This window comes from Arthrobacter sp. Leaf337, from assembly GCF_001423745.1.
GTDB lineage: Bacteria > Actinomycetota > Actinomycetes > Actinomycetales > Micrococcaceae > Arthrobacter.
Map to the genome: position 1 here is coordinate 112,668 of NZ_LMPC01000031.1, position 19,225 is coordinate 131,892.

The window sequence follows — 19,225 nt, forward strand, 5'->3', positions numbered from 1 at the left end:
GGATTCCTTTGCTTAGTGGAGGTTGCTAAATCGAGGTGAGGTACGTGCGGATTTCCCAGTCGCTGACCTGGTTGTGCCAGCTGAGGAATTCCTCTTCCTTGGCGTCCGCGTAGTACTTGCCGATCTCCGCGTCGCCGCTGAGGCTGGCCAGGATCACCGGGTCCCGGCGGAGGGCCTCCACGGCGTGCAGCAGGGTGGCCGGCAGCAGGTGGGCGTCGGGTTTCGACTCGCCCGGGCCCGACGGGTGCCCCGGATCCGCCGACTTTTCCACGCCGTCCAGGCCTGCCGAGATGGCCGTGGCAATGGCGAGGTAGGGGTTGGCTGAACCGTCACCCGAGCGAAGTTCGATCCGTTTGTTGTCCGGGACGCGGATCATGTGCGTGCGGTCGTTGCCCCCGAACGAGGCCTTCCGGGGAGACCAGGTGGCACCGGACGAGCTGGTGGTGGCGCCCGAGCGCTTGTACGAATTGACGGTGGGGGCCAGGAATGCCTGCAGTGCCGGCGCGTGGTCCAAAATGCCGCCGATGAAGGAGTAGGCGAGGGCCGAAAGCCCAAGTCCCCTGCCGCCGTCGTCCGCTCCGTTGTCAACCGGGAACAGCGCCTCGGCGCCGGACCACAGCGACAGATGGAAGTGGAGGCCCGTGCCCGTGCGGTCGGTGAAGGGCTTGGGCATGAAGGTGGCGGTCATGCCGCGCTGTTCGGCGAGGACATTCAAAATGTAGCGCAGGGTGACCACGCGGTCGGCCGTGGTGAGGGCGTCGGCGTAGTTGAAGTTCTGCTCGAACTGCCCGGCGGCGTCCTCATGGTCGTTGGCGTAGTTGCCCCAGCCCAGGCCGTTCATTGCCTCCGAGATGGAGGTGAGGTGCTCATACATGCGGGTGACGCCGCGTGCGTCGTAGCAGGGGCGGGGCGAGTCATCGCGGGGGTCGGCCGTGCTCAGGGAACCGTCGGGGTTCTTGTTGACGAGGAAGTACTCCACTTCCGCACCCACCTTCGCCTGCATTCCCTGACCGGCGAGGCGGGCGAGCGTGTTTTTGAGGATGATGCGCGGGGCGTAGGGCCAGGGCTTGCCGTCCACGTGCGGGTCGCAGTGGATGACCGCGAGCCCTTCCTTGATGAACGGCACGGGTGTGAAGGACGCCAGATCAGGAATGGCGATGAGGTCCGAATCCTGCGGCTTCTGCCCGATCAGCCCTGCTGCGTAGCCGGCAAAGCCCATGGCGCCGGCCTCAAGCTGCTCTGCGGCTTCGACCGGAACGAGCTTGGCGCACGGCTTGCCCGTCATGTCGACGAACGTGGCCAGGAGGAACCGCACATCATGGGCCCTGGCGATGTCCGCGAGGGAGATGTGGTCAGTCTCGGCCGGCAACGCGGCAGTTGATAGGGCTGAGGCGCTTGGTACTTCAGGGTTTTGCGACACTGGTCATCGGAACTGTCCTGTTCAATTTGGTGTTACCTGCTGGGAAACGTTGTTGAACCACAGTAGTCAAAAGGATGTTACAGGCGTGCGCCCCGCTTGTTAAATCGGGGTGACGTGCCCAATCGCGATCGCAACCGGAAATTTACGCCCGCGAAACCCACGATCGTTCACTGTCACGAATCATGGTTTCATCCCACGGTTACTTTTTTGTGCCGCCGTTTCCCCTGGCGGACACCCCTTTTCTGATTGGAGTTCCATGAATTCTGGAGACGTCGCCTGGATCCTCGCCGCGGGCGCACTGTTGTGCATCATGATCCCCGGCCTTGCCCTGTTCTACGGAGGTATGGTCGGGTCCCGCAGGATCCTGAACATGATGATGATGTGCTTCGGCGGAATGAGCATCGTGGCCGTCCTGTGGGCCGTGTTCGGCTACTCCATGGTCTTCGGCAATTCCATCGGTGGCGCCGGACTCCTCGGTGATGTCACCGAGTACTTCGGCATGGAGAAATTGCTGGCCGAGGACCCGAACGCGCCCATCCCCACGGCCCTGTTCGCAGCCTTCCAGCTGTTCTTTGCCGGCATCACCACGGCAATCATCGCCGGAGCTGCCGCCGGACGAATGAAGTTCGGCGCATGGATGACCTTCGCCGCCCTCTGGGCCACCCTGGTCTACTTTCCCGTCGCCCACTGGGTCTTCGCCTTCAGCTCGGCGGACGGCTCGGTGACCGGCGGCTGGATCGTCAACAGCCTCAAGGCAATCGACTTTGCCGGCGGTACCGCTGTCCACATGAACGCCGGAGTCGCCGCCCTCGCCCTCGCCCTGGTCCTCGGACGCAGCGCCGGCTGGCCCAAGAGCGAACACACCAAACCCCACAGCCGCCCGCTCGTGCTGGTGGGCGCCGGGCTCCTCTGGGCTGGATGGTTCGGCTTCAACGCGGGGTCTGCACTCACCGCTGGCCAGTCCGCATCCGTGGTATTCCTCAACACCGCCGTCGCCGCGTGTGCCGGCCTGCTCGCCTGGACGCTCGTGGAACGCATCCGCCTGGGCAGCGCCAGCAGCATGGGCGCCGCCTCCGGCCTGATCTCGGCCCTCGTCGCCATCACTCCTGCCTGCGGCGCCGTCAGCCCCCTGGGCGCCCTGGCCATCGGCCTCATCGCCGGCGCAGTCTGCTCGCTGGCCATTGAGCTGAAGTTCCGGCTCGGCTTCGACGATTCACTCGACGTGGTGGGCGTCCACCTGGTGGGCGGCATCCTGGGAACCCTCCTGATCGGCTTCTTCGCCACCGAGGCCGCCCCCAACAAGGTGAACGGCCTGTTCTACGGCGGCGGCTTTGAGCTCCTCGGGATCCAGACGGTCGCCACGCTGGCCGTACTCGCCTACTCCTTCGTGGTTACGTGGATCATCGCCAAGGTCCTCAACATGACCATGGGCCTGCGCATCCACGAGGCCGATGAACTGCGCGGCATCGACATCGCCGCGCACTCCGAGGCCGCCTACCTCAGCGACGAAGAGCCCGTGGAACTCGGTTCGCCCCACCGCGCCTAAGGTCCCCGGGCAGGGCGCGGGAAAAGAAGTTAGCCGCTGCTCCCGTCAAGAATCCGAGGCTTGTCCGCCGCGCCCTTCCGTCAAGGTAGGTGACCGCGGACAATCCTCGGATTCTTTGTGTTGTCCTAGGCCGGCTGCCGCAGCCAGGGCCGGGTGGGCGTTTGGCCCAGCTGGTCGTTGAACTCCTGGGCCTCGCGGTAGTAGTCCAGCAGGCTCAGGCGGGAGGCGGCCGCCGGATCCAGGATGACCACTGCCCGGCGGTGCAGTTGCAGCACCGAAGCCGGGCAGTGTGCGCTGACCGGTCCTTCCACCATGGCCTGGACGGCATCAGCCTTGTTCTCCCCCATGGCCACGAGCACCGCCAGCCGGGCCTCGCGGATGGTCCCCAGCCCCTGGGTCAGGCAGAGCCGGGGAACGTCGCCGGCCGGGAAGAACCGCGCGTTGTCGGCGCGGGTGGCACCGGCAAGCGTCTTCACCCTGGTGCGCGAGACCAGTGACGAGGTGGGCTCGTTGAACCCGATATGGCCGTTCGCGCCGATGCCCAGGATCTGGATGTCCACCCCGCCGGCGGCCGTGATGGCTGCGTCATAGCGGTCGGCTTCCGCGACGAGGTCCGGAGCATCCCCGTGCGGGGTCATGAGTTTCCCCAGCGGCAGGTCCACGTGGTCGACGAATTCCCGCCGGATGGTGGAGTAGTAGCTCTGTTCGTGCTCCGGCGGCAGCCCGGCGTATTCGTCCAGTGTGAAGGCTGTGACCTGGCTGAAGCCCAGCTGCTCTTCACGGTGCCGGCGGATCAGCTCCTGGTACGTGGACTTCGGCGAACCGCCCGTGGCGAGCCCGAGGACGGCCGGGCCCTGGCGGACCCGGGCTTCGATGATGTCAGCGGCCCGGCCCCCTACGTGGTCCGCGGACTCACACAGAATAATCTGCACGCGTTTTCCTTTCCTGCGTCAGTGGTGTGCCGGCCCGGTAGACCTGCAGCAGTTCGAGTTTTTCGGTGGTCACCAGGATGTCGGCGCGGTACCCCGTGGTGAGGGAACCAATCTGCGCGGATTCCGGCCGGTCCAAGCCCATTAGGCGGGCAGGTGTGGCCGAGGCCGCCGTCACGGCGTCGGCCAGGGGCACGCCCCATTCGACGCAGCGGCGCACATTTTCCAGCAGCAGGCTCGTTGCCCCGGCGATCGCACCGGGCCGGGCATCACCCTCCGCGGGGACCAGGCGCGCCACCCGGTCCCGGACCAGCACGTCCAGGCTGCCGAGTGTGTAGTGGCCGTCGGACATTCCCGCCGCTGCCATGGCATCCGTAATCAGCGCGATCGAGCCCGGGCCCACCAGGCCGAAGACCATACGGACGATCTCCGGGTCCAGGTGCACGCCGTCGGCTACCAGTTCCAGGACCATCCGGCCCGGTGACTGCCGTGCGGCCTGCAGCAGGACGGGAATGGGTCCGGGTGTCCGGTGGCCCAGTGCGGGCATCCGGTTGAACAGGTGTGTGGCGGACCAGGGACCGTCGTCTCGGGTCACCGGGCCGGCGCCGTCGTTGTCTAGGGCGCCGCCCAGGGCTTCCCGGGTCCGCGCCGCCGTGGCACCGGTGTGGCCGAGCGACGGAACCACGCGGTAGTCCCGGCACAGGGCCACGAGTTCGGCAAAGTGCGGTGTTTCCGGTGCCAGCGTGATGGACCGCACCGTACCGTGCCCCGCTTCGAGCCACTCCTGCAGGAGCACCGGGTCGCCGTCGATGATGGCCGCCGGGTCCTGCGCTCCGCACATGCTCTTGGTGATAAACGGTCCTTCCAGGTGCAGGCCGGCCAGGGTGCCGTCCTGCACCAGCTCCCGCAGCGCCGTGATCTGCTCGAGCAGCACATCCGACGGCGCCGAAACGAGCGAGGCGAGCACCGACGTCGTACCCTGCCCGGCGAGGTAACCCGCCGCCCGGCGGGCGCCGTCGGCATCCGCGGAGAAGGTGTGGCCCACGGCGCCGTGGCAGTGCACGTCCACCAGCCCCGGCAGGATGACCGGAACCTGCGTTGTTTCGACGTCGACGCCGGCGGGCAGCTCCGCCGTCGGGCCGCACCACGCGACGCTCCCCCCGGCGATCACCACGGTGCCGTCTTCGATCACACCGTCCCCGGCCCGGCCGGTGACGAGGCGGCCACGCAGCCCCAGCCCGCCGCCGCTCTCTTGCGTGGGCTGATCCGGCCCCACAGCGGGGTCAGCTTGCATCGGCTTTGGCCATCGAACCGTTCTCGTCGGTTTCATCTTCGCGCCCCATGGTGCGGAGGTTCCAGCGCCTGATCACGAAGCGGAACACCACGTAGTACACGGCCGCGTAGCCCAGGCCGATGGGCACCAGCCAGAGCGGATTCTGCGCGATCCCGAAGTTGAGGACGTAGTCGATAGCACCGGCGGAGAAGCCGAACCCGTGGTGGATCCCCAGGAAGTTGACCAGCATCATGGACGTTCCGGTCAGGACGGCGTGGACGATGTAGAGCGGCCAGGCCACGAACATGAAGGAGAATTCCAGCGGTTCGGTGATGCCGGTGAGGAAGGCGGTGAGGCCGGTGGAGAGCATCACGCCGCCGACGATCTTCTTCTGGGAGGGCTTGGCTTCGTGCCAGATGGCGAGCGCGGCCGCGGGCAGGGCGAACATCATGATGGGGAAGAACCCGGTCATGAAGACGCCAGCGGAGGGATCACCGGCGAAGAACCGGTTCAGGTCGCCGTGGGCGCCGTTGTAGTCGCCGATGATGAACCAGACGATCGAGTTCAGGATGTGGTGCAGTCCCAGCGGGATGAGCAACCGGTTGAGCGTGCCGTAAATGCCGCTGCCCACCACCGTGTTGTCCGCCACCGTGTTGCCCACGGCTGTCAGTCCGGAGTTGAACAAGGGGTAGATGAGGGCCATGACCACGCCGATGATGATGGCGGCAAACGAGGTCAGGATGGGCACCAGGCGGCGGCCGGCGAAGAATCCAAGCCAGTCCGGCAGGGTGGTCCGGTGGAACTTCTGCCACAGCCACGCCGTGGTCAGGCCCATCACGATGCCGGCGAGCACGCCGTAGTTGATGACCGGATCCTTGCCGCCCTCCGGGGCGGCGCCCAGCACCAGCGGCGCCATGACTTTGAAGACGTTGGTCAGGACCAGGAAGCCGACGACGGCGGCCAGCGCCGTTGATCCGTCGCCCTTCTTGGCGAAGCCGAAGGAAATGCCGACGGCGAAGAGCAGCGGAAGGTTCTCAAACAGGGCGCCGCCGGCGGCGCCGATCACCTGGGCAACGGTGGTCAGGCCTTCGAACCTGCCCAGCAGGTCGTCCTGGCCCAGGCGCAGGAGGAGCGCTGCGGCGGGAAGGGCGGCGATGGGGAGCATGAGGCTGCGGCCGAAGCGCTGGAGGTTCTGCAGCGCTTTGCCGCTGCCCTTGGCCTTGCCCGGGGCCGGTGCGGCCAGCGGGCCTGCCCCGGCGGAAGCGGACGGGTTTTCCGTGGACATGGGTTCCTCGTTTCGAAAAGGCGGTGCTTGTGCGGGGATGCGGGATTCAGTAGAGTTTTGCTAACTGGTTATAACCAGTGACAATCATCACTGTGAAGTGCACCGGGCTTAGTTGTCAACCTCAGGCAGGAAAAAAGCTTCAGAGCCGGCCGGACTCACCGCGAAACGACCAACAGGAGTGGACATGTCCAAAGCAGAAATCATCCTCGCCGCCCTGGGCGGGGCAGAGAACGTTGAAGAGATCGAAGGGTGCATCACCCGCCTGCGCACCGAAGTGGTGGATGCCGGAAAGGTTGACGAGGCAGCCCTCAAAGCCGCGGGCGCCCACGGCGTGATGATGTCCGGCACGGTGGTCCAGGTTGTGGTGGGCCCCGAGGCGGAAAGCCTGGCAGAAGACATCCAGGACCTGATGTGAGCACGCCTGAGGTAAGCACGGCTGAGGTAAGCGGGGCCGCACCCGCCGGGGCCACGCAGAAGGGGGCCATCAGTGTGGCCTCGCCCCTGCCCGGCCGGCTCATCCCGCTCAGCGAAGTGCCGGACCCGGTGTTCGCCAAGGGGCTTGTCGGCGGAGGCGCCGCGGTCATTCCGGACGACGACGCCGGGGTGCTCACCGCCGTCGCGCCCCTGGACGGCAAGGTCATCAAGGTCATGCCGCACGCCTACATCGTCCAGCACGCCTCGGGGCCGGCAGTGCTGGTCCACGTGGGCATCGATACGGTCGGGCTGAAGGGCGAGGGCTTCAGCGTGCTGGCGCAGAAGGGCGACCAGGTGCGCGCCGGCGACCCCATGATCAGCGTTGACGTCGCGTTTGTCCGCTCGAAAAACCTCAGCATGTGCAGTCCTGTGGTGATCCTGGACAGCGCACCGGACGCCATTGAACCTCCGGCTTCAGGCGGCCGGGTGGAAGCCGGCGGGCACCTGTTCAGTCTGCCCGGGAAAATTCCGGAAAAATAGGGACATGGATACGGCAGGGGAACTCAAACACGTCTGGGTGCGCAGGCAGCTCCAGGACCTGGTGGCCACCACGTTGCGGCCCGGGGACGCCCTGCTGGGCGAACGCCAACTGGAGGAGCAGTTCGGGGTCTCGCGCATCACGGTGCGCCGGGCCATCTCGGACCTCGTCCAGGACGGAGCCCTGGTCCGGATCAAGGGCAAGGGGACCTTCGTCTCGCACGGACTGGTCCGCTCAACCCTGCACCTGGCCTCCTTCAATGAGGACATGCGGGCGGCCGGCTTCGAACCCAGCACCCGCGTCATTACTGCCTCCACCGAGGAGCCGCCCGCGGCGGCGTCCGAGCACCTGGGACTGCCGCCGGGGCAGGAGGCCTACCAGGTCCGTAGGCTGCGCCTGGCAAACGGGGCGCCCGTCAGCGTGGACGAATCCTGGCTGCCGCCCCGGCTCCTGCCGGACCTGCTCTCGGAGGACCTGACCGGGTCGCTGTACCGCGTCCTCGCCGCGTCCGGCCATCCGGTGCAGCATGTGGAACAGACCGTGGAGGCCGCCGCCGCCCCGGAGGACACGGCGGCCCTGCTGGACATCGAGCCCGGGGCACCGGTGCTCCTCTTCAGGCGCCGTTCGTTTACCGGCCAGGAAGACCCCGGCACACCCATCGAGTACTCCATTTCGACGTACCGCTCGGACCGGTACCAGGTCTCGATGCGGCTGGCGCTCGGCTGAGCCAGGACCGGCCCAGTCCCCAACTGACTCGCATTTAACGTCGTGAAACCCCCGAATGGCGACGTTAAATGCGAGTTACTTGGGCGCGCGGGGGCAGGTCGTGAAACCATACGGATCGTGACCCAGAAAATTGCGTACCAGGGCGAGCCCGGCGCCAACTCAAATATCGCGTGCATGCAGATGTTCCCGGAAGTGGAAAGCGTTCCGTGCGCCAGCTTTGAAGATGCCTTCGAACTGGTGTCCACGGGAGCCGCCGATTTCGCCATGATCCCGATCGAGAACTCGATCGCCGGCCGGGTGGCGGACATCCACATCCTGCTGCCGCAGTCCCGCCTGCAGATCGTGGGCGAGTTCTTCCTGCCCATTCACTTCGACCTGCTGGGCATCCCCGGCAGCACCATCGAAGCGGCCACCGAGGTCCACAGCCACATCCACGCCCTGGGACAGTGCCGGCGGCTCATCCGCGAAGCCGGGCTGCGCCCCGTTATTGCCGGAGACACCGCAGGTTCCGCCCGGGAAGTCCGGGAGTGGAACGACCCCGCCAAGCTGTCCCTCGCTCCCCCGCTCGCAGCCAGCATTTACGGTCTGGAGGTGCTGGCCTCCCGGGTTGAGGATGACCCCTCCAACACCACGCGCTTCGTAGTCCTGGCTCCTGAAAAGGAACTGCCGACCAGGGAGGAACTGTCCGGACCGGCTGTGACCAGCTTCCTGTTCCGGGTCCGCAATGTTCCGTCCGCCCTCTTCAAGGCGCTGGGCGGGTTCGCCACCAACGGCGTGAACATGACGCGGCTGGAAAGCTACATGGTGGGCAATGAGTTCGCCGCCACCATGTTCATGGCCGACGTCGAGGGCCACCCGGAGGACCTGCCGTTGAAGCTCGCCCTGGAGGAACTGGACTTCTTCACCACCGAGGTGCGCATCCTGGGCGTCTACGCAGCCGCAGACTACCGGACGGCTCAGGCCACCGCGGTCTGACGGGGCCACGCCTATGTGGCGGGGACGGGCTTGCCTGCCGCCAGGATCGGCGCGAAGAACGCGGCCAGCTCGGCTGTTGCCGTCAGGGGCAGGACATTCGCCACGTACTGGTCCGGCCGGACCACCACCATCACGCCGCCGCGATCAATGCCGCGCAGTTCGAAAATGTCCGACGCCGGAATGGTGCCGTAGACCTTCTCCAGGTACGTGAGCTTGAACGGCCCCACCTGGGGCTTGAAGACGGCCGGCACCGTGTTGATGTCGATGTTCGTGTGGTCCTGCTGGTAGATCACCTTCACATCGAACCAGGCGTCCGGGTCGGCTCCCGACGGTGTTGCGGCCAGCGGGGAGTCTGGCGCGGTGGCCAACCATTCGGCAAGGTCGGCGGTGGGCGACTGTTGCCCGGGCGCGGCCCCGTCAGCGAAGACGTAGATTCGCCAGCGGCCGTCCGCCGAGGCCTGGTGGCCGAGCTGCAGCGGGTTCGTGTCGCAGACACGCACCGCCGGCGCAGACTTGAAGCGTTTGCCGATGGTGAATCCGGCGGCCAGTTCCTGGTGCGCGGGCTCGCCGATCAGCATCGAAGGAACGTACTGTGTCATGAAGCCGGCCGGGAATTCGGCAGTGCTCACGTAGAAGTCCTCGAGCTCCGAGGGGGACGCGAATTCTTCGGGCTTCTTCGCCATGAGTGTGGACCACTCTTTGTCGAAGTCGATGAGGTTCTTCGCGATGACCTGGCGTTCGGCGGAGTAGGTGGACAGCAGGGTTTCCGGACTGCGGCCCTCCAACACGTGGCCCAGCTTCCAGCCGATGTTGAAGCCGTCCTGCATGGAGACGTTCATGCCCTGGCCCGCCTTGGCACTGTGCGTGTGGCAGGCGTCGCCGGTGATGAACACGCGGGGCGTCCGGGTGCCGAGTTCCTCCGGGCGGACGTCGTCGAACCTGTCGGTGAGGCGGTGGCCCACCTCGTAGACGCTGTGCCATGCCACGTTGCGCACGTCGACCTTGTACGGGTGGACGATCGCGTTGGCCTTGGCGATGATCTGTTCAATGGAGGTCTTGCGGACGGCCCCGCGGTCGTCCGCGGCCACCTCGCCGAGGTCCACGTACATGCGGAAGAGATGGCCGCCCTCCCGCGGGATAAGCAGGATGCTGCCGCCGTCGTGGGACTGGATGGCGCACTTCAGGCGGATGTCCGGGAAGTCGGTGTTGGCGAGTACGTCCATAACGCCCCAGGCGTGGTTGGCCTGGTCGCCGGCCATGGTGCAGCCGATCGAGTCCCGCACCTTGCTGCGCGCGCCGTCCGCGCCCACCACGTACTTGGCCCGGACCACACGTTCCCGGCCTTCGTCGGCGCCGGAGGTGTGGACCAGCGTCACAGCAACGGGGTACTCCCCCTCGCCGACCTGGAGTGCGCGGAACTCGTATCCGTAGTCCGGCGTCATGCGGGTGGGGGCGTTCGCCATGACTTCGGCGAAGTAGTCGAGAACACGGGCCTGGTTGACGATCAGGTGCGGGAACTCACTGATCCCGTGCGGATCATCCAGGGTGCGGGCCGCACGGACGATGTTCGCCGGATTCTGCGGGTCCGGCTTCCAGAACGCCATTTCAGTGATCCGGTAGGCCTCGGCAATAATCCGCTCTGCGAAGCCGAAGGCCTGGAAGGTTTCGACGCTGCGCGCCTGGATGCCGTCGGCCTGGCCGATCTCGAGGCGTCCGGGGCGGCGCTCCACGATGCGGGTGGTGATGCCGGGGAACTGGGACAGCTGCGCGGCGGTAAGCATGCCCGCGGGCCCGGTACCCACAATGAGAACGTCCACTTCGTCGGGAAGCTGCTCGGGCCGGTTGATGCCGACGCCGGCGGCCGGCTGGACTCGCGGGTCACCGGATACGTAGCCGTGGTGGTGGAAATGCACGGGGATTCCTCACTTCGTTGTGTGGCTGTCTTTTGGCCGTCAAATGTGTTCGATATCAGAACTGCTAGTTCGATAATAGAAATCTACTGCTCATTCGAAACTGTACGCAGATATGACCTGCGTTACAAGTGCCCCTAAAGCCCCCCGGAAATCAGGGGTTGACGCCGGCGAGCTCCTAGGTGATAGTTATCGTATACGATTTCGTACTCGATGAGGAGTAACACTTGGAACAGGTCACCGACCACATCCTGGCCGCGGCCCGCAAGGTCATCGCGGTGCACATCAACTACCCCAGCCGGGCAGCCCAGCGCGGCCGCACCCCGGAGCAGCCCTCCTACTTCCTGAAGCCGTCGTCCTCGCTGGCAATCGGTTCGGCGGAAGCCCCCTCAACGGTGGAACGGCCCGCCGGCTGCGAACTCCTTGGTTTCGAAGGCGAGATCGCCCTGATCATCGGCAAGCCGGCCCGCCGCGTGGGCATTGCGGACGCCTGGAGCCACGTCGAGTGGGTCACGGCCAGCAACGACCTGGGCGTCTACGACCTCCGCTACGCGGACAAGGGATCCAACCTCCGGTCCAAGGGCGGGGACGCGTTCACGCCGGTGGGCCCGGGACTGATCGCAGCGGACGCCGTCGACCCCGCAGAACTCCGCGTCCGCACGTGGCACAACGGCAGCCTGGTCCAGGACGACACCACCGAAGACCTGCTCTTCCCGTTCGCGCGGCTCGTCGCGGACCTCTCCCAGCTGCTCACCCTCGAAGAGGGCGACATCATCCTGACCGGCACCCCGGCCGGCGCCTCGGTGGCCAAGCCGGGCGACGTCGTCGAGGTTGAAGTCAGCACCAGTACGACGACGGCGGGCGGCACTGCCGCCGGCCTCACCACCGGCCGCCTGGTCACCCGGGTGGAGGAAGGCACGACGCCGTTCGCGGACTTCGGCGCGCGGCCCAAGACCGATGATCTCCAGCGGGAGGAAGCGTACGGTTCCCGCGAAGCGGCCGGCCTCTCAGCGCAGCCAGCAGAGGCGGCGGCTGCCGCCGTCGGGCCCGTCCTCTCCCCCGGTCTGAAGGCCAAGCTGGAAAGCGTCTGCACCGCCACCCTGTCCTCCCAGCTGCGCAAACGCGGACTGAACAACGTCAGCATCGACGGCCTGACCTCCACCCGGCCGGAGAAGCGGATCGTGGGTCTGGCCCGGACCCTGCGCTACGTACCCAACCGCGAGGACCTCTTCAAGACCCACGGCGGCGGATTCAACGCCCAGAAGAAGGCCATCGATTCGGTCAACGAGGGCGAGATCCTGGTGATGGAAGCCCGCGGGGAAAAGGGCACCGGTACCATCGGCGACATCCTGGCCCTCCGTGCCCAGGTCCGCGGCGCCGCCGCCATCATCACCGACGGCGGCGTACGGGACTTCTCCGCGGTGGCGGCCATGGACATGCCCACGTACTATGCCAACCCCCACCCCGCGGTGCTGGGCCGCCGGCACATCCCGTGGGACACCGACATCACCATCGCCTGCGGCGGCACCACCGTGCAGCCCGGTGACATCATCGTGGCCGATTCGGACGGCATCCTGGTGATCCCGCCGGCACTCGCCGAAGAGCTTGCTGACGATTCCATCGCACAGGAACGCGAGGAGGTCTTCATCGCCGAAATGGTGCAGCAGGGCCACAGCGTGGACGGCCTCTACCCGCTGAATGCTGAGTGGCGCGGCAAGTACGCGCAATGGGAAGCAGGCAAAGCAAATGACTGAGACGGCCACCGCCGGAACCGGGCTGGCAGGCAGCAAGTCCGAGCAGGCCTACATGGCAGTCAAGGCACGGATCGTGGACGGCACCTACTCCCCCGGCTACCGGCTGGTGCTGGCCAAGATCGCCGAGGACCTGGGCGTCAGCGTCGTGCCGGTCCGCGAAGCCATCCGCCGCCTCGAAGCCGAAGGCCTGGTGAAATTCGAGCGGAACATCGGCGCCACGGTCTCCGGGATTGACCCCACCGAATACCTCTACACCATGCAGACCCTGAGCATCGTGGAAGGCGCCGCCACCGCCCTGTCCGCGCCGCTGATCGGGGCGGCGGACGTGGCCCGGGCCCGGGCCGTGAACGAGGAAATGCGCGACTGCCTGCAGCACTTCGACCCCGTCCGTTTCACCCGGCTGAACCAGGACTTCCACAGCGTCCTGTTCGAGCACTGTCCCAACCCGCACATCCTGGACCTCGTCCACCGTGGCTGGAACCGGCTCGCGTCCCTTCGCTCCTCCACGTTCCGGTTCGTGCCCGGCAGGGCGCACGACTCGGTTGACGAGCACGAGGCCCTCCTGAAGCTCATCGAAACCGGCGCCGACGCCGACACCATCGAAAAAGCAGCACGGCTCCACCGCAGCGCCACCCTGGACGCCTACCTCGCACAAACCAAGCAGTAATGACCACCGTTAGGACTCAATGATGACGACTGCCGCAGAAACCACAGCCCACTACGTCCCGCAGGACCTTCCCACCCACATCCAGCACTACATCAACGGTGAATTCGTTGACTCCGTGGGCGGCAAGACCTTCGACGTCCTGGACCCGGTGTCCAACACCAACTACGCCACCGCCGCCGCCGGGCAGAAAGAGGACATCGACCTCGCCGTCGCCGCGGCCCGCGAAGCCTTCAGGAACGGGCCCTGGCCGAAGATGAAGCCGCGCGAACGCGCCCGCATCCTGAACAAGATCGCGGACGCCGTCGAAGCCCAGGAGGAGCGCCTGGCCGAACTCGAAACTTTCGACACCGGCCTGCCCATCACCCAGGCCAAGGGCCAGGCACTCCGGGCCGCAGAGAACTTCCGGTTCTTCGCGGACCTGATCGTCGCCCAGTTCGACGATGCCATGAAGGTCCCCGGATCGCAGATCAACTACGTGAACCGCAAGCCGATCGGCGTCGCCGGCCTCATCACTCCCTGGAACACGCCGTTTATGCTCGAGTCCTGGAAGCTCGCACCGGCCCTGGCCACCGGCAACACCGTGGTCCTCAAGCCGGCCGAGTTCACTCCGCTCTCCGCCTCGCTCTGGGCCACCATCTTCAAGGACGCAGGCCTGCCGGACGGCGTGTTCAACCTGGTCAACGGGCTCGGCGAGGAAGCCGGCGACGCCTTGGTGAAGCACCCTGATGTCCCGCTGATCTCCTTCACCGGCGAGACCACCACGGGCCAGACGATCTTCCGCAACGCCGCCGCCAACCTCAAGGGCCTCTCCATGGAACTCGGCGGCAAGTCCCCGTGCGTGGTGTTCGCCGACGCCGACCTCGACGCCGCGATCGACTCCGCGCTCTTCGGCGTCTTCTCCCTCAACGGCGAGCGCTGCACCGCCGGCTCGCGCATCCTGGTGGAGCGGGCCATCTACGACGAGTTCTGCGAAAAGTACGCCGCCCGCGCGAAGAACATCGTAGTCGGCGATCCGCATGATCCCAAGACGCAGGTAGGTGCCCTGGTCCACCCGGAGCACTTCGCGAAGGTGGCCTCCTACGTGGAGATCGGCAAGTCCGAGGGCCGGCTGCTGGCTGGCGGCGGCCGGCCGGATCACCTCCCGGAAGGCAACTACATCGCCCCCACAGTGTTCGCCGACGTCGCCCCTGACGCGCGGATCTTCCAGGAGGAAATCTTCGGCCCGGTGGTCGCCATCACCCCCTTCGAGAACGACGACGAAGCCCTCGCCCTGGCCAACAACACCAAGTACGGCCTGGCGGCCTACATCTGGACCCAGAACCTCACCCGGGCGCACAACTTCTCCCAGAACGTGGAGGCCGGCATGGTGTGGCTCAACAGCCACAACGTCCGCGACCTCCGCACCCCGTTCGGCGGCGTCAAGGCCTCCGGCCTGGGCCACGAGGGTGGCTACCGCTCCATCGATTTCTACACCGACCAGCAGGCCGTGCACATCACGCTCGGTTCCGTCCACACCCCCAAATTCGGCGCCTAGTTCCGGCCCCACAGACCAACACGGCCCCTTTCAAAGAAGAGAGAACACCATGAACAACGTCATCCCGAAGCCCTCCGTCCCCGCTCCGGACATCGTCCGCTGCGCCTACATGGAGATCGTGGTCACGGACCTCGCCAAGTCCCGCGAGTTCTATGTTGACCTCCTGGGCCTGCACGTCACCGAAGAAGACGAGAACAACATCTACCTGCGCTCCCTCGAGGAGTTCATCCACCACAACCTGGTGCTGCGCAAGGGTCCCATCGCCGCCGTCGCCGCTTTTGCCTACCGGGTGAAGTCCCCCGCCGAAGTGGACGCCGCCGAGGCCTACTACAAGGAACTGGGCTGCCGCACCGAACGCCGCAAGGAAGGCTTCACCAAGGGCATCGGCGACTCCGTCCGCGTGGAGGATCCGCTCGGCTTCCCGTACGAATTCTTCTACGACGTGGAGCACGTGGAACGCCTCACCCAGCGCTACGACCTCTACTCCGCCGGCGAACTGGTCCGGCTGGACCACTTCAACCAGGTCACCCCGGATGTGCCCCGCGGCCGCAAGTACCTCGAGGACCTCGGCTTCCGCGTTTCCGAAGACATCCAGGATTCCGACGGCGTCTCCTACGCCGTCTGGATGCACCGCAAGCAGACCGTCCACGACACCGCGCTCACCGGCGGCAACGGCCCGCGCATGCACCACGTCGCCTTCGCCACGCACGAGAAGCACAACATCATCCAGATCTGCGACAAGATGGGCGCCCTGCGCATCAGCGACCGGATCGAACGCGGCCCCGGCCGGCACGGCGTGTCCAACGCGTTCTACCTCTACATCCTGGACCCGGACGGCCACCGCATCGAGATCTACACCCAGGACTACTACACCGGCGACCCGGACAACCCCACCATCACCTGGGACGTCCACGACAACCAGCGCCGCGACTGGTGGGGCAACCCCGTGGTCCCGTCCTGGTACACCGAGGCCTCCCTGGTCCTGGACCTCGACGGCAAGCCGCAGCCCGTCATCCAGCGCACCGACGCCTCTGAGATGGCAGTGACCGTGGGCGCCGACGGCTTCTCCTACACCCGCAAGGACGGATCCCCCGACGGTGACCGGACGGGCTTCAAGCTCGGGGCGCAGCTGTAGCCATGCTGGATGCCAAGACGATCGAGGCCATCGCGGACGAGCTGCTCGAGGCCGGCCGGAACCGCAAGCCGGTGCCCCGGCTGACGTCCCGCTACCCGGACATGACGGTGGAAGATTCCTACGCCGTGCAGCAGCTGTGGCGGAACCGGAACGAGGATGCCGGCCGGAAGCTCGTGGGCCGCAAGATCGGCCTCACGTCCAAGGCCATGCAGGCCGCCACGGGCATCACCGAACCGGACTACGGCGCCATCTTCGATGACATGGTCCTCGAAACCGGGTGTTCCGTGCAGTGGGACCGCTACACGCATCCGCGGGTGGAGGTGGAACTGGCGTTTGTGCTGAAAGATGCACTCAAGGGCCCGGGCTGCACCATCTTCGACGTCCTGAACGCCACCGACTACGTGGTCCCGGCCCTCGAGATCCTGGACTCCAGGATCGAGATGGAGGGCCGGACCATCGTGGACACCATCGCGGACAACGCCGCGATGGGGGCCATGGTGGTGGGCGGCCGTCCGGTCAAGCCCGACGCCGTCGACCTCCGCTGGGTCTCGGCCATCCTCTACAAGAACCAGACCGTGGAGGAAACCGGCGTGGCGGCGGGGGTCCTGGACCACCCCGCCAACGGTGTCCACTGGCTGGCCAACAAGATCGCCGCCCACGGTGACGGGATGAAGGCCGGGGACATCATCCTGGCCGGTTCCTTCACCCGCCCGCTCTGGGTCTACCAGGGCGACACCGTGCACGCCGACTACGGCCCCCTGGGAGTTGTAACATGCCGCTTCGAGTAGACCCGGACGCCACGTTCCGGGACGCCCTAGCCGCTGCGGACCGCCCCCTGGCCGGGATGTGGGTCTGTTCCGGCAGCCCGCTGGTGGCCGAGTTGTGCGCCGGGGCCGGGCTGGACTGGCTACTGATTGACGCCGAGCACAGCCCCAACGGCCTGGAATCCATCCTGTCCCAGCTGCAGGCCGTCCGCGGCTACCCGGTCCACACCCTGGTCCGGCCGCCGGTCAACGACACCGTGGTGATCAAGCAGTACCTGGACCTCGGCGTCCAGAACCTGCTCGTGCCCATGGTGAACTCCGCCGCCGAGGCCGAAGCCGCGGTGGCCGCCACCCGGTACCCTCCCCACGGTGTCCGCGGCGTGGGCTCCGCCCTTGCCCGGGCGTCGAGGTGGAACCGCATCCCGGACTACCTCGCCCGCGCTTCCGACACCGTCAGCCTCACCGTCCAGATCGAGTCCGAAGCCGCCGTCGCAGCGGTGGAGGAGATCCTTGCGGTGGACGGCGTGGACGGCATCTTCCTTGGACCGTCCGACCTCGCCGCCTCCATGGGCGTACTGGGACAGCAGGAACACCGGGAGGTGCGCGCCGCCGTCGAACGCTGCCTTGCCGCCGCTACCGAGGCGGGGAAGCCAGCGGGTGTCAACGCCTTCAACCCCGCCACCGCCCGCAGCTACCTGGCAGCCGGCGCCACGTTTGTGCTGGTGGGCGCCGACGTTGCCCTCCTGGCCCGCGGCTCCGAGGCCCTCGCCGCCGAATTCGTCCCGGCTGGTGCCGGTGAAACCCCCGCCAGCTACTAACAGCCACCAAGCTTAAGGACTTTTCCGTGACTCTTTCCCCTGCACTTTCCCCTGCCGTCACCCCTGAGCGGGAAGCCGCACTCCTCGCTTCCGTCCCCACCGGCCTGCTGATCGGCGGGCAGTGGGTGGATGCGTCCGACGGCGGCACGTTCGACGTGCACGATCCCGCCACCGGGGAGGTGCTCGCCACCCTGGCGTCCGCCACCAGCGAAGATGCCCTCGCAGCGCTCGACGCCGCGGACAAGGTTCAGGCGTCCTGGGCGCGGACGGCACCCCGTGAGCGCGCCGAAATCCTGCGCCGCGCCTTCGACCTGGTGACCGAACGGGCCGATGACTTTGCCCTGCTGATGACCCTGGAGATGGGCAAGCCACTGGCCGAAGCCCGCGGGGAAGTCACGTACGGTGCCGAGTTCCTGCGCTGGTTCTCCGAAGAGACGGTCCGGGATTACGGCCGCTATCTCACCACCCCGGAGGGCAAAAACAAGATCCTGGTCCAGAAGAAGCCGGTGGGCCCGTGCCTGCTCATCACGCCGTGGAACTTCCCGCTGGCGATGGCCACCCGCAAGGTTGCCCCCGCCATCGCCGCCGGCTGCACCATGGTGCTCAAACCCGCCAAGCTCACCCCGCTGACCGCCCAGTACTTCGCCCAGACCATGCTCGACGCCGGCCTGCCCGCGGGGGTCCTGAACGTGGTGGCCTCCGCCAGCGCGTCCGGGATTTCCGGCCCGCTGCTGGCCGATCCGCGGCTGCGCAAGGTCTCCTTCACCGGCTCCACTCCGGTGGGCAAGCGGCTCATGGCCGACGCCGCCGGCAATGTCCTCCGCACGTCCATGGAGCTGGGCGGCAACGCCCCGTTCATCGTGTTCGAGGACGCCGACGTGGACAAAGCCGTCGAAGGTGCCATGGCCGCAAAGATGCGGAACATGGGCGAGGCCTGCACAGCCGCCAACCGGTTCCTGGTCCAGGAATCCGTGGCCGCCGAATTCACGGACAAGTTCGCCGCCGCCATGGGCGCCCTCACCACCGGCCGCGGCACCGAACCGGCCACCCAGGTGGGCCCGCTCATCGACGCCGGCGCCCGCGATGACGTGCACGCCCTGGTGAGCGCCGCCGTCGACGCCGGAGCAACAGCACTCACCGGCGGTTCCCCGGCAGAAGGCGCCGGGTACTTCTACCCGCCCACCGTGCTGGGGAACGTCCCGAACGACGCCGCGATCCTGCGGCAGGAAATCTTCGGCCCCGTCGCCCCGGTGACCACGTTCAGCACGGAGGAGGACGCCATCCGGCTCGCCAACGCCAGCGAGTACGGCCTGGCCTCCTACCTCTACAGCCGCGACTTCAACCGGCTGCTGCGCGTGGCCGAACAGATCGAATTCGGCATGGTGGGCTTCAACGCCGGCGTCATCTCCAACGCCGCCGCCCCCTTCGGCGGCGTCAAGCACTCCGGCCTGGGCCGCGAAGGCGGCTCCGAAGGCATCGCCGAATACACCACCACGCAGTACATCGGCATCGCCGACCCCTACGCGAGCTGACGGAC

Annotated in this window: 17 protein-coding genes; 12 read left to right on the forward strand and 5 right to left on the reverse strand. The window is 66.9% G+C overall.

What is annotated here, in order from left to right; all coding sequences use genetic code 11:
- Positions 1-25: 25 nt before the first annotated feature.
- Positions 26-1,369, reverse strand: coding sequence for a type III glutamate--ammonia ligase (gene glnT, locus ASF98_RS23075; RefSeq protein ID WP_055807456.1), 1,344 nt, complete (start codon positions 1,367-1,369; stop codon positions 26-28).
- Positions 1,370-1,676: 307 nt separating this feature from the next.
- On the opposite strand from glnT, the gene ASF98_RS23080 reads away from it, so the two are divergent.
- Positions 1,677-2,966, forward strand: a complete 1,290-nt coding sequence (locus ASF98_RS23080; RefSeq protein WP_055807459.1) for an ammonium transporter — start codon at positions 1,677-1,679, stop codon at positions 2,964-2,966.
- 125 nt (positions 2,967-3,091) lie between these two features.
- Here ASF98_RS23080 and nagB read toward each other — a convergent pair whose 3' ends face one another.
- Genes nagB through ASF98_RS23095 form a run of 3 tightly spaced genes read right to left on the reverse strand, consistent with a single transcriptional unit; the run spans position 3,092 to position 6,453 of the window.
- Complete coding sequence (gene nagB, locus ASF98_RS23085; RefSeq protein WP_055807462.1) at positions 3,092-3,898, reverse strand: glucosamine-6-phosphate deaminase; 807 nt, start codon at positions 3,896-3,898, stop codon at positions 3,092-3,094.
- Positions 3,879-5,189 carry an N-acetylglucosamine-6-phosphate deacetylase gene (locus ASF98_RS23090; RefSeq protein WP_055807465.1) on the reverse strand — a complete coding sequence of 437 codons (1,311 nt, stop codon included), beginning with the start codon at positions 5,187-5,189 and terminating at the stop codon, positions 3,879-3,881. The genes nagB and ASF98_RS23090 overlap by 20 nt, the downstream gene beginning before the upstream one ends.
- A complete protein-coding gene (locus ASF98_RS23095) occupies positions 5,179-6,453 on the reverse strand; it encodes a PTS transporter subunit EIIC (protein ID WP_200939445.1) in 1,275 nt (424 codons plus the stop codon). Before ASF98_RS23095 ends, ASF98_RS23090 begins: the two co-directional genes overlap by 11 nt.
- Before the next feature lie 112 nt (positions 6,454-6,565).
- On the opposite strand from ASF98_RS23095, the gene ASF98_RS23100 reads away from it, so the two are divergent.
- The 4 genes from ASF98_RS23100 (at position 6,566) to ASF98_RS23115 (ending at position 9,106) form a co-directional block, all read left to right on the forward strand.
- Positions 6,566-6,868 (forward strand): glucose PTS transporter subunit EIIB, encoded by a 303-nt coding sequence (locus ASF98_RS23100; RefSeq protein ID WP_082507014.1) that lies wholly within the window; start codon positions 6,566-6,568, stop codon positions 6,866-6,868.
- On the forward strand, positions 6,865-7,407 hold the full coding sequence (locus ASF98_RS23105; protein ID WP_235506140.1) for a PTS sugar transporter subunit IIA: 543 nt from the start codon (positions 6,865-6,867) through the stop codon (positions 7,405-7,407). The genes ASF98_RS23100 and ASF98_RS23105 overlap by 4 nt, the downstream gene beginning before the upstream one ends.
- Before the next feature lie 4 nt (positions 7,408-7,411).
- On the forward strand, positions 7,412-8,131 hold the full coding sequence (locus tag ASF98_RS23110) for a GntR family transcriptional regulator (protein ID WP_055807468.1): 720 nt from the start codon (positions 7,412-7,414) through the stop codon (positions 8,129-8,131).
- A gap of 117 nt (positions 8,132-8,248) precedes the next feature.
- On the forward strand, positions 8,249-9,106 hold the full coding sequence (locus ASF98_RS23115) for a prephenate dehydratase (RefSeq protein ID WP_082507015.1): 858 nt from the start codon (positions 8,249-8,251) through the stop codon (positions 9,104-9,106).
- Positions 9,107-9,117: 11 nt separating this feature from the next.
- On the opposite strand, the gene ASF98_RS23120 is transcribed toward ASF98_RS23115, so the two are convergent.
- On the reverse strand, positions 9,118-11,019 hold the full coding sequence (locus ASF98_RS23120) for an FAD-binding monooxygenase (RefSeq protein WP_055807471.1): 1,902 nt from the start codon (positions 11,017-11,019) through the stop codon (positions 9,118-9,120).
- Between the two features lie 224 nt (positions 11,020-11,243).
- On the opposite strand from ASF98_RS23120, the gene ASF98_RS23125 reads away from it, so the two are divergent.
- Genes ASF98_RS23125 through ASF98_RS23155 form a run of 7 tightly spaced genes read left to right on the forward strand, consistent with a single transcriptional unit; the run spans position 11,244 to position 19,220 of the window.
- A complete protein-coding gene (locus tag ASF98_RS23125; protein ID WP_055807473.1) occupies positions 11,244-12,770 on the forward strand; it encodes a fumarylacetoacetate hydrolase family protein in 1,527 nt (508 codons plus the stop codon).
- Positions 12,763-13,437, forward strand: a complete 675-nt coding sequence (locus ASF98_RS23130; RefSeq protein WP_055807475.1) for a GntR family transcriptional regulator — start codon at positions 12,763-12,765, stop codon at positions 13,435-13,437. Before ASF98_RS23125 ends, ASF98_RS23130 begins: the two co-directional genes overlap by 8 nt.
- 22 nt (positions 13,438-13,459) lie before the next feature.
- Positions 13,460-14,971, forward strand: a complete 1,512-nt coding sequence (hpaE, locus tag ASF98_RS23135) for a 5-carboxymethyl-2-hydroxymuconate semialdehyde dehydrogenase (protein ID WP_055807479.1) — start codon at positions 13,460-13,462, stop codon at positions 14,969-14,971.
- A 49-nt stretch (positions 14,972-15,020) separates the two neighbouring features.
- On the forward strand, positions 15,021-16,106 hold the full coding sequence (gene hpaD, locus ASF98_RS23140; protein ID WP_055807488.1) for a 3,4-dihydroxyphenylacetate 2,3-dioxygenase: 1,086 nt from the start codon (positions 15,021-15,023) through the stop codon (positions 16,104-16,106).
- A 2-nt stretch (positions 16,107-16,108) separates the two neighbouring features.
- Entirely contained in the window at positions 16,109-16,894 is a 786-nt protein-coding gene (gene hpaH / locus ASF98_RS23145) for a 2-oxo-hept-4-ene-1,7-dioate hydratase (RefSeq protein WP_055807491.1), read from the forward strand.
- Entirely contained in the window at positions 16,879-17,688 is an 810-nt protein-coding gene (locus ASF98_RS23150; protein WP_082507016.1) for an HpcH/HpaI aldolase family protein, read from the forward strand. The genes hpaH and ASF98_RS23150 overlap by 16 nt, the downstream gene beginning before the upstream one ends.
- A gap of 26 nt (positions 17,689-17,714) precedes the next feature.
- A complete protein-coding gene (locus ASF98_RS23155; protein WP_055807493.1) occupies positions 17,715-19,220 on the forward strand; it encodes an NAD-dependent succinate-semialdehyde dehydrogenase in 1,506 nt (501 codons plus the stop codon).
- Positions 19,221-19,225 lie beyond the last annotated feature (5 nt).

What these genes read in the sequence shown, in the direction of transcription:
- ASF98_RS23095 (WP_200939445.1), bottom strand. Translation starts at nt 6,453, where the DNA reads ATGTCCACGGAAAACCCGTCCGCTTCCGCCGGGGCAGGCCCGCTGGCC.
- hpaE (WP_055807479.1), top strand. Translation starts at nt 13,460, where the DNA reads ATGACGACTGCCGCAGAAACCACAGCCCACTACGTCCCGCAGGACCTT.
- ASF98_RS23090 (WP_055807465.1), bottom strand. Translation starts at nt 5,189, where the DNA reads ATGCAAGCTGACCCCGCTGTGGGGCCGGATCAGCCCACGCAAGAGAGC.
- ASF98_RS23080 (WP_055807459.1), top strand. Translation starts at nt 1,677, where the DNA reads ATGAATTCTGGAGACGTCGCCTGGATCCTCGCCGCGGGCGCACTGTTG.
- ASF98_RS23150 (WP_082507016.1), top strand. Translation starts at nt 16,879, where the DNA reads ATGCCGCTTCGAGTAGACCCGGACGCCACGTTCCGGGACGCCCTAGCC.
- ASF98_RS23110 (WP_055807468.1), top strand. Translation starts at nt 7,412, where the DNA reads ATGGATACGGCAGGGGAACTCAAACACGTCTGGGTGCGCAGGCAGCTC.
- hpaD (WP_055807488.1), top strand. Translation starts at nt 15,021, where the DNA reads ATGAACAACGTCATCCCGAAGCCCTCCGTCCCCGCTCCGGACATCGTC.
- ASF98_RS23130 (WP_055807475.1), top strand. Translation starts at nt 12,763, where the DNA reads ATGACTGAGACGGCCACCGCCGGAACCGGGCTGGCAGGCAGCAAGTCC.
- hpaH (WP_055807491.1), top strand. Translation starts at nt 16,109, where the DNA reads ATGCTGGATGCCAAGACGATCGAGGCCATCGCGGACGAGCTGCTCGAG.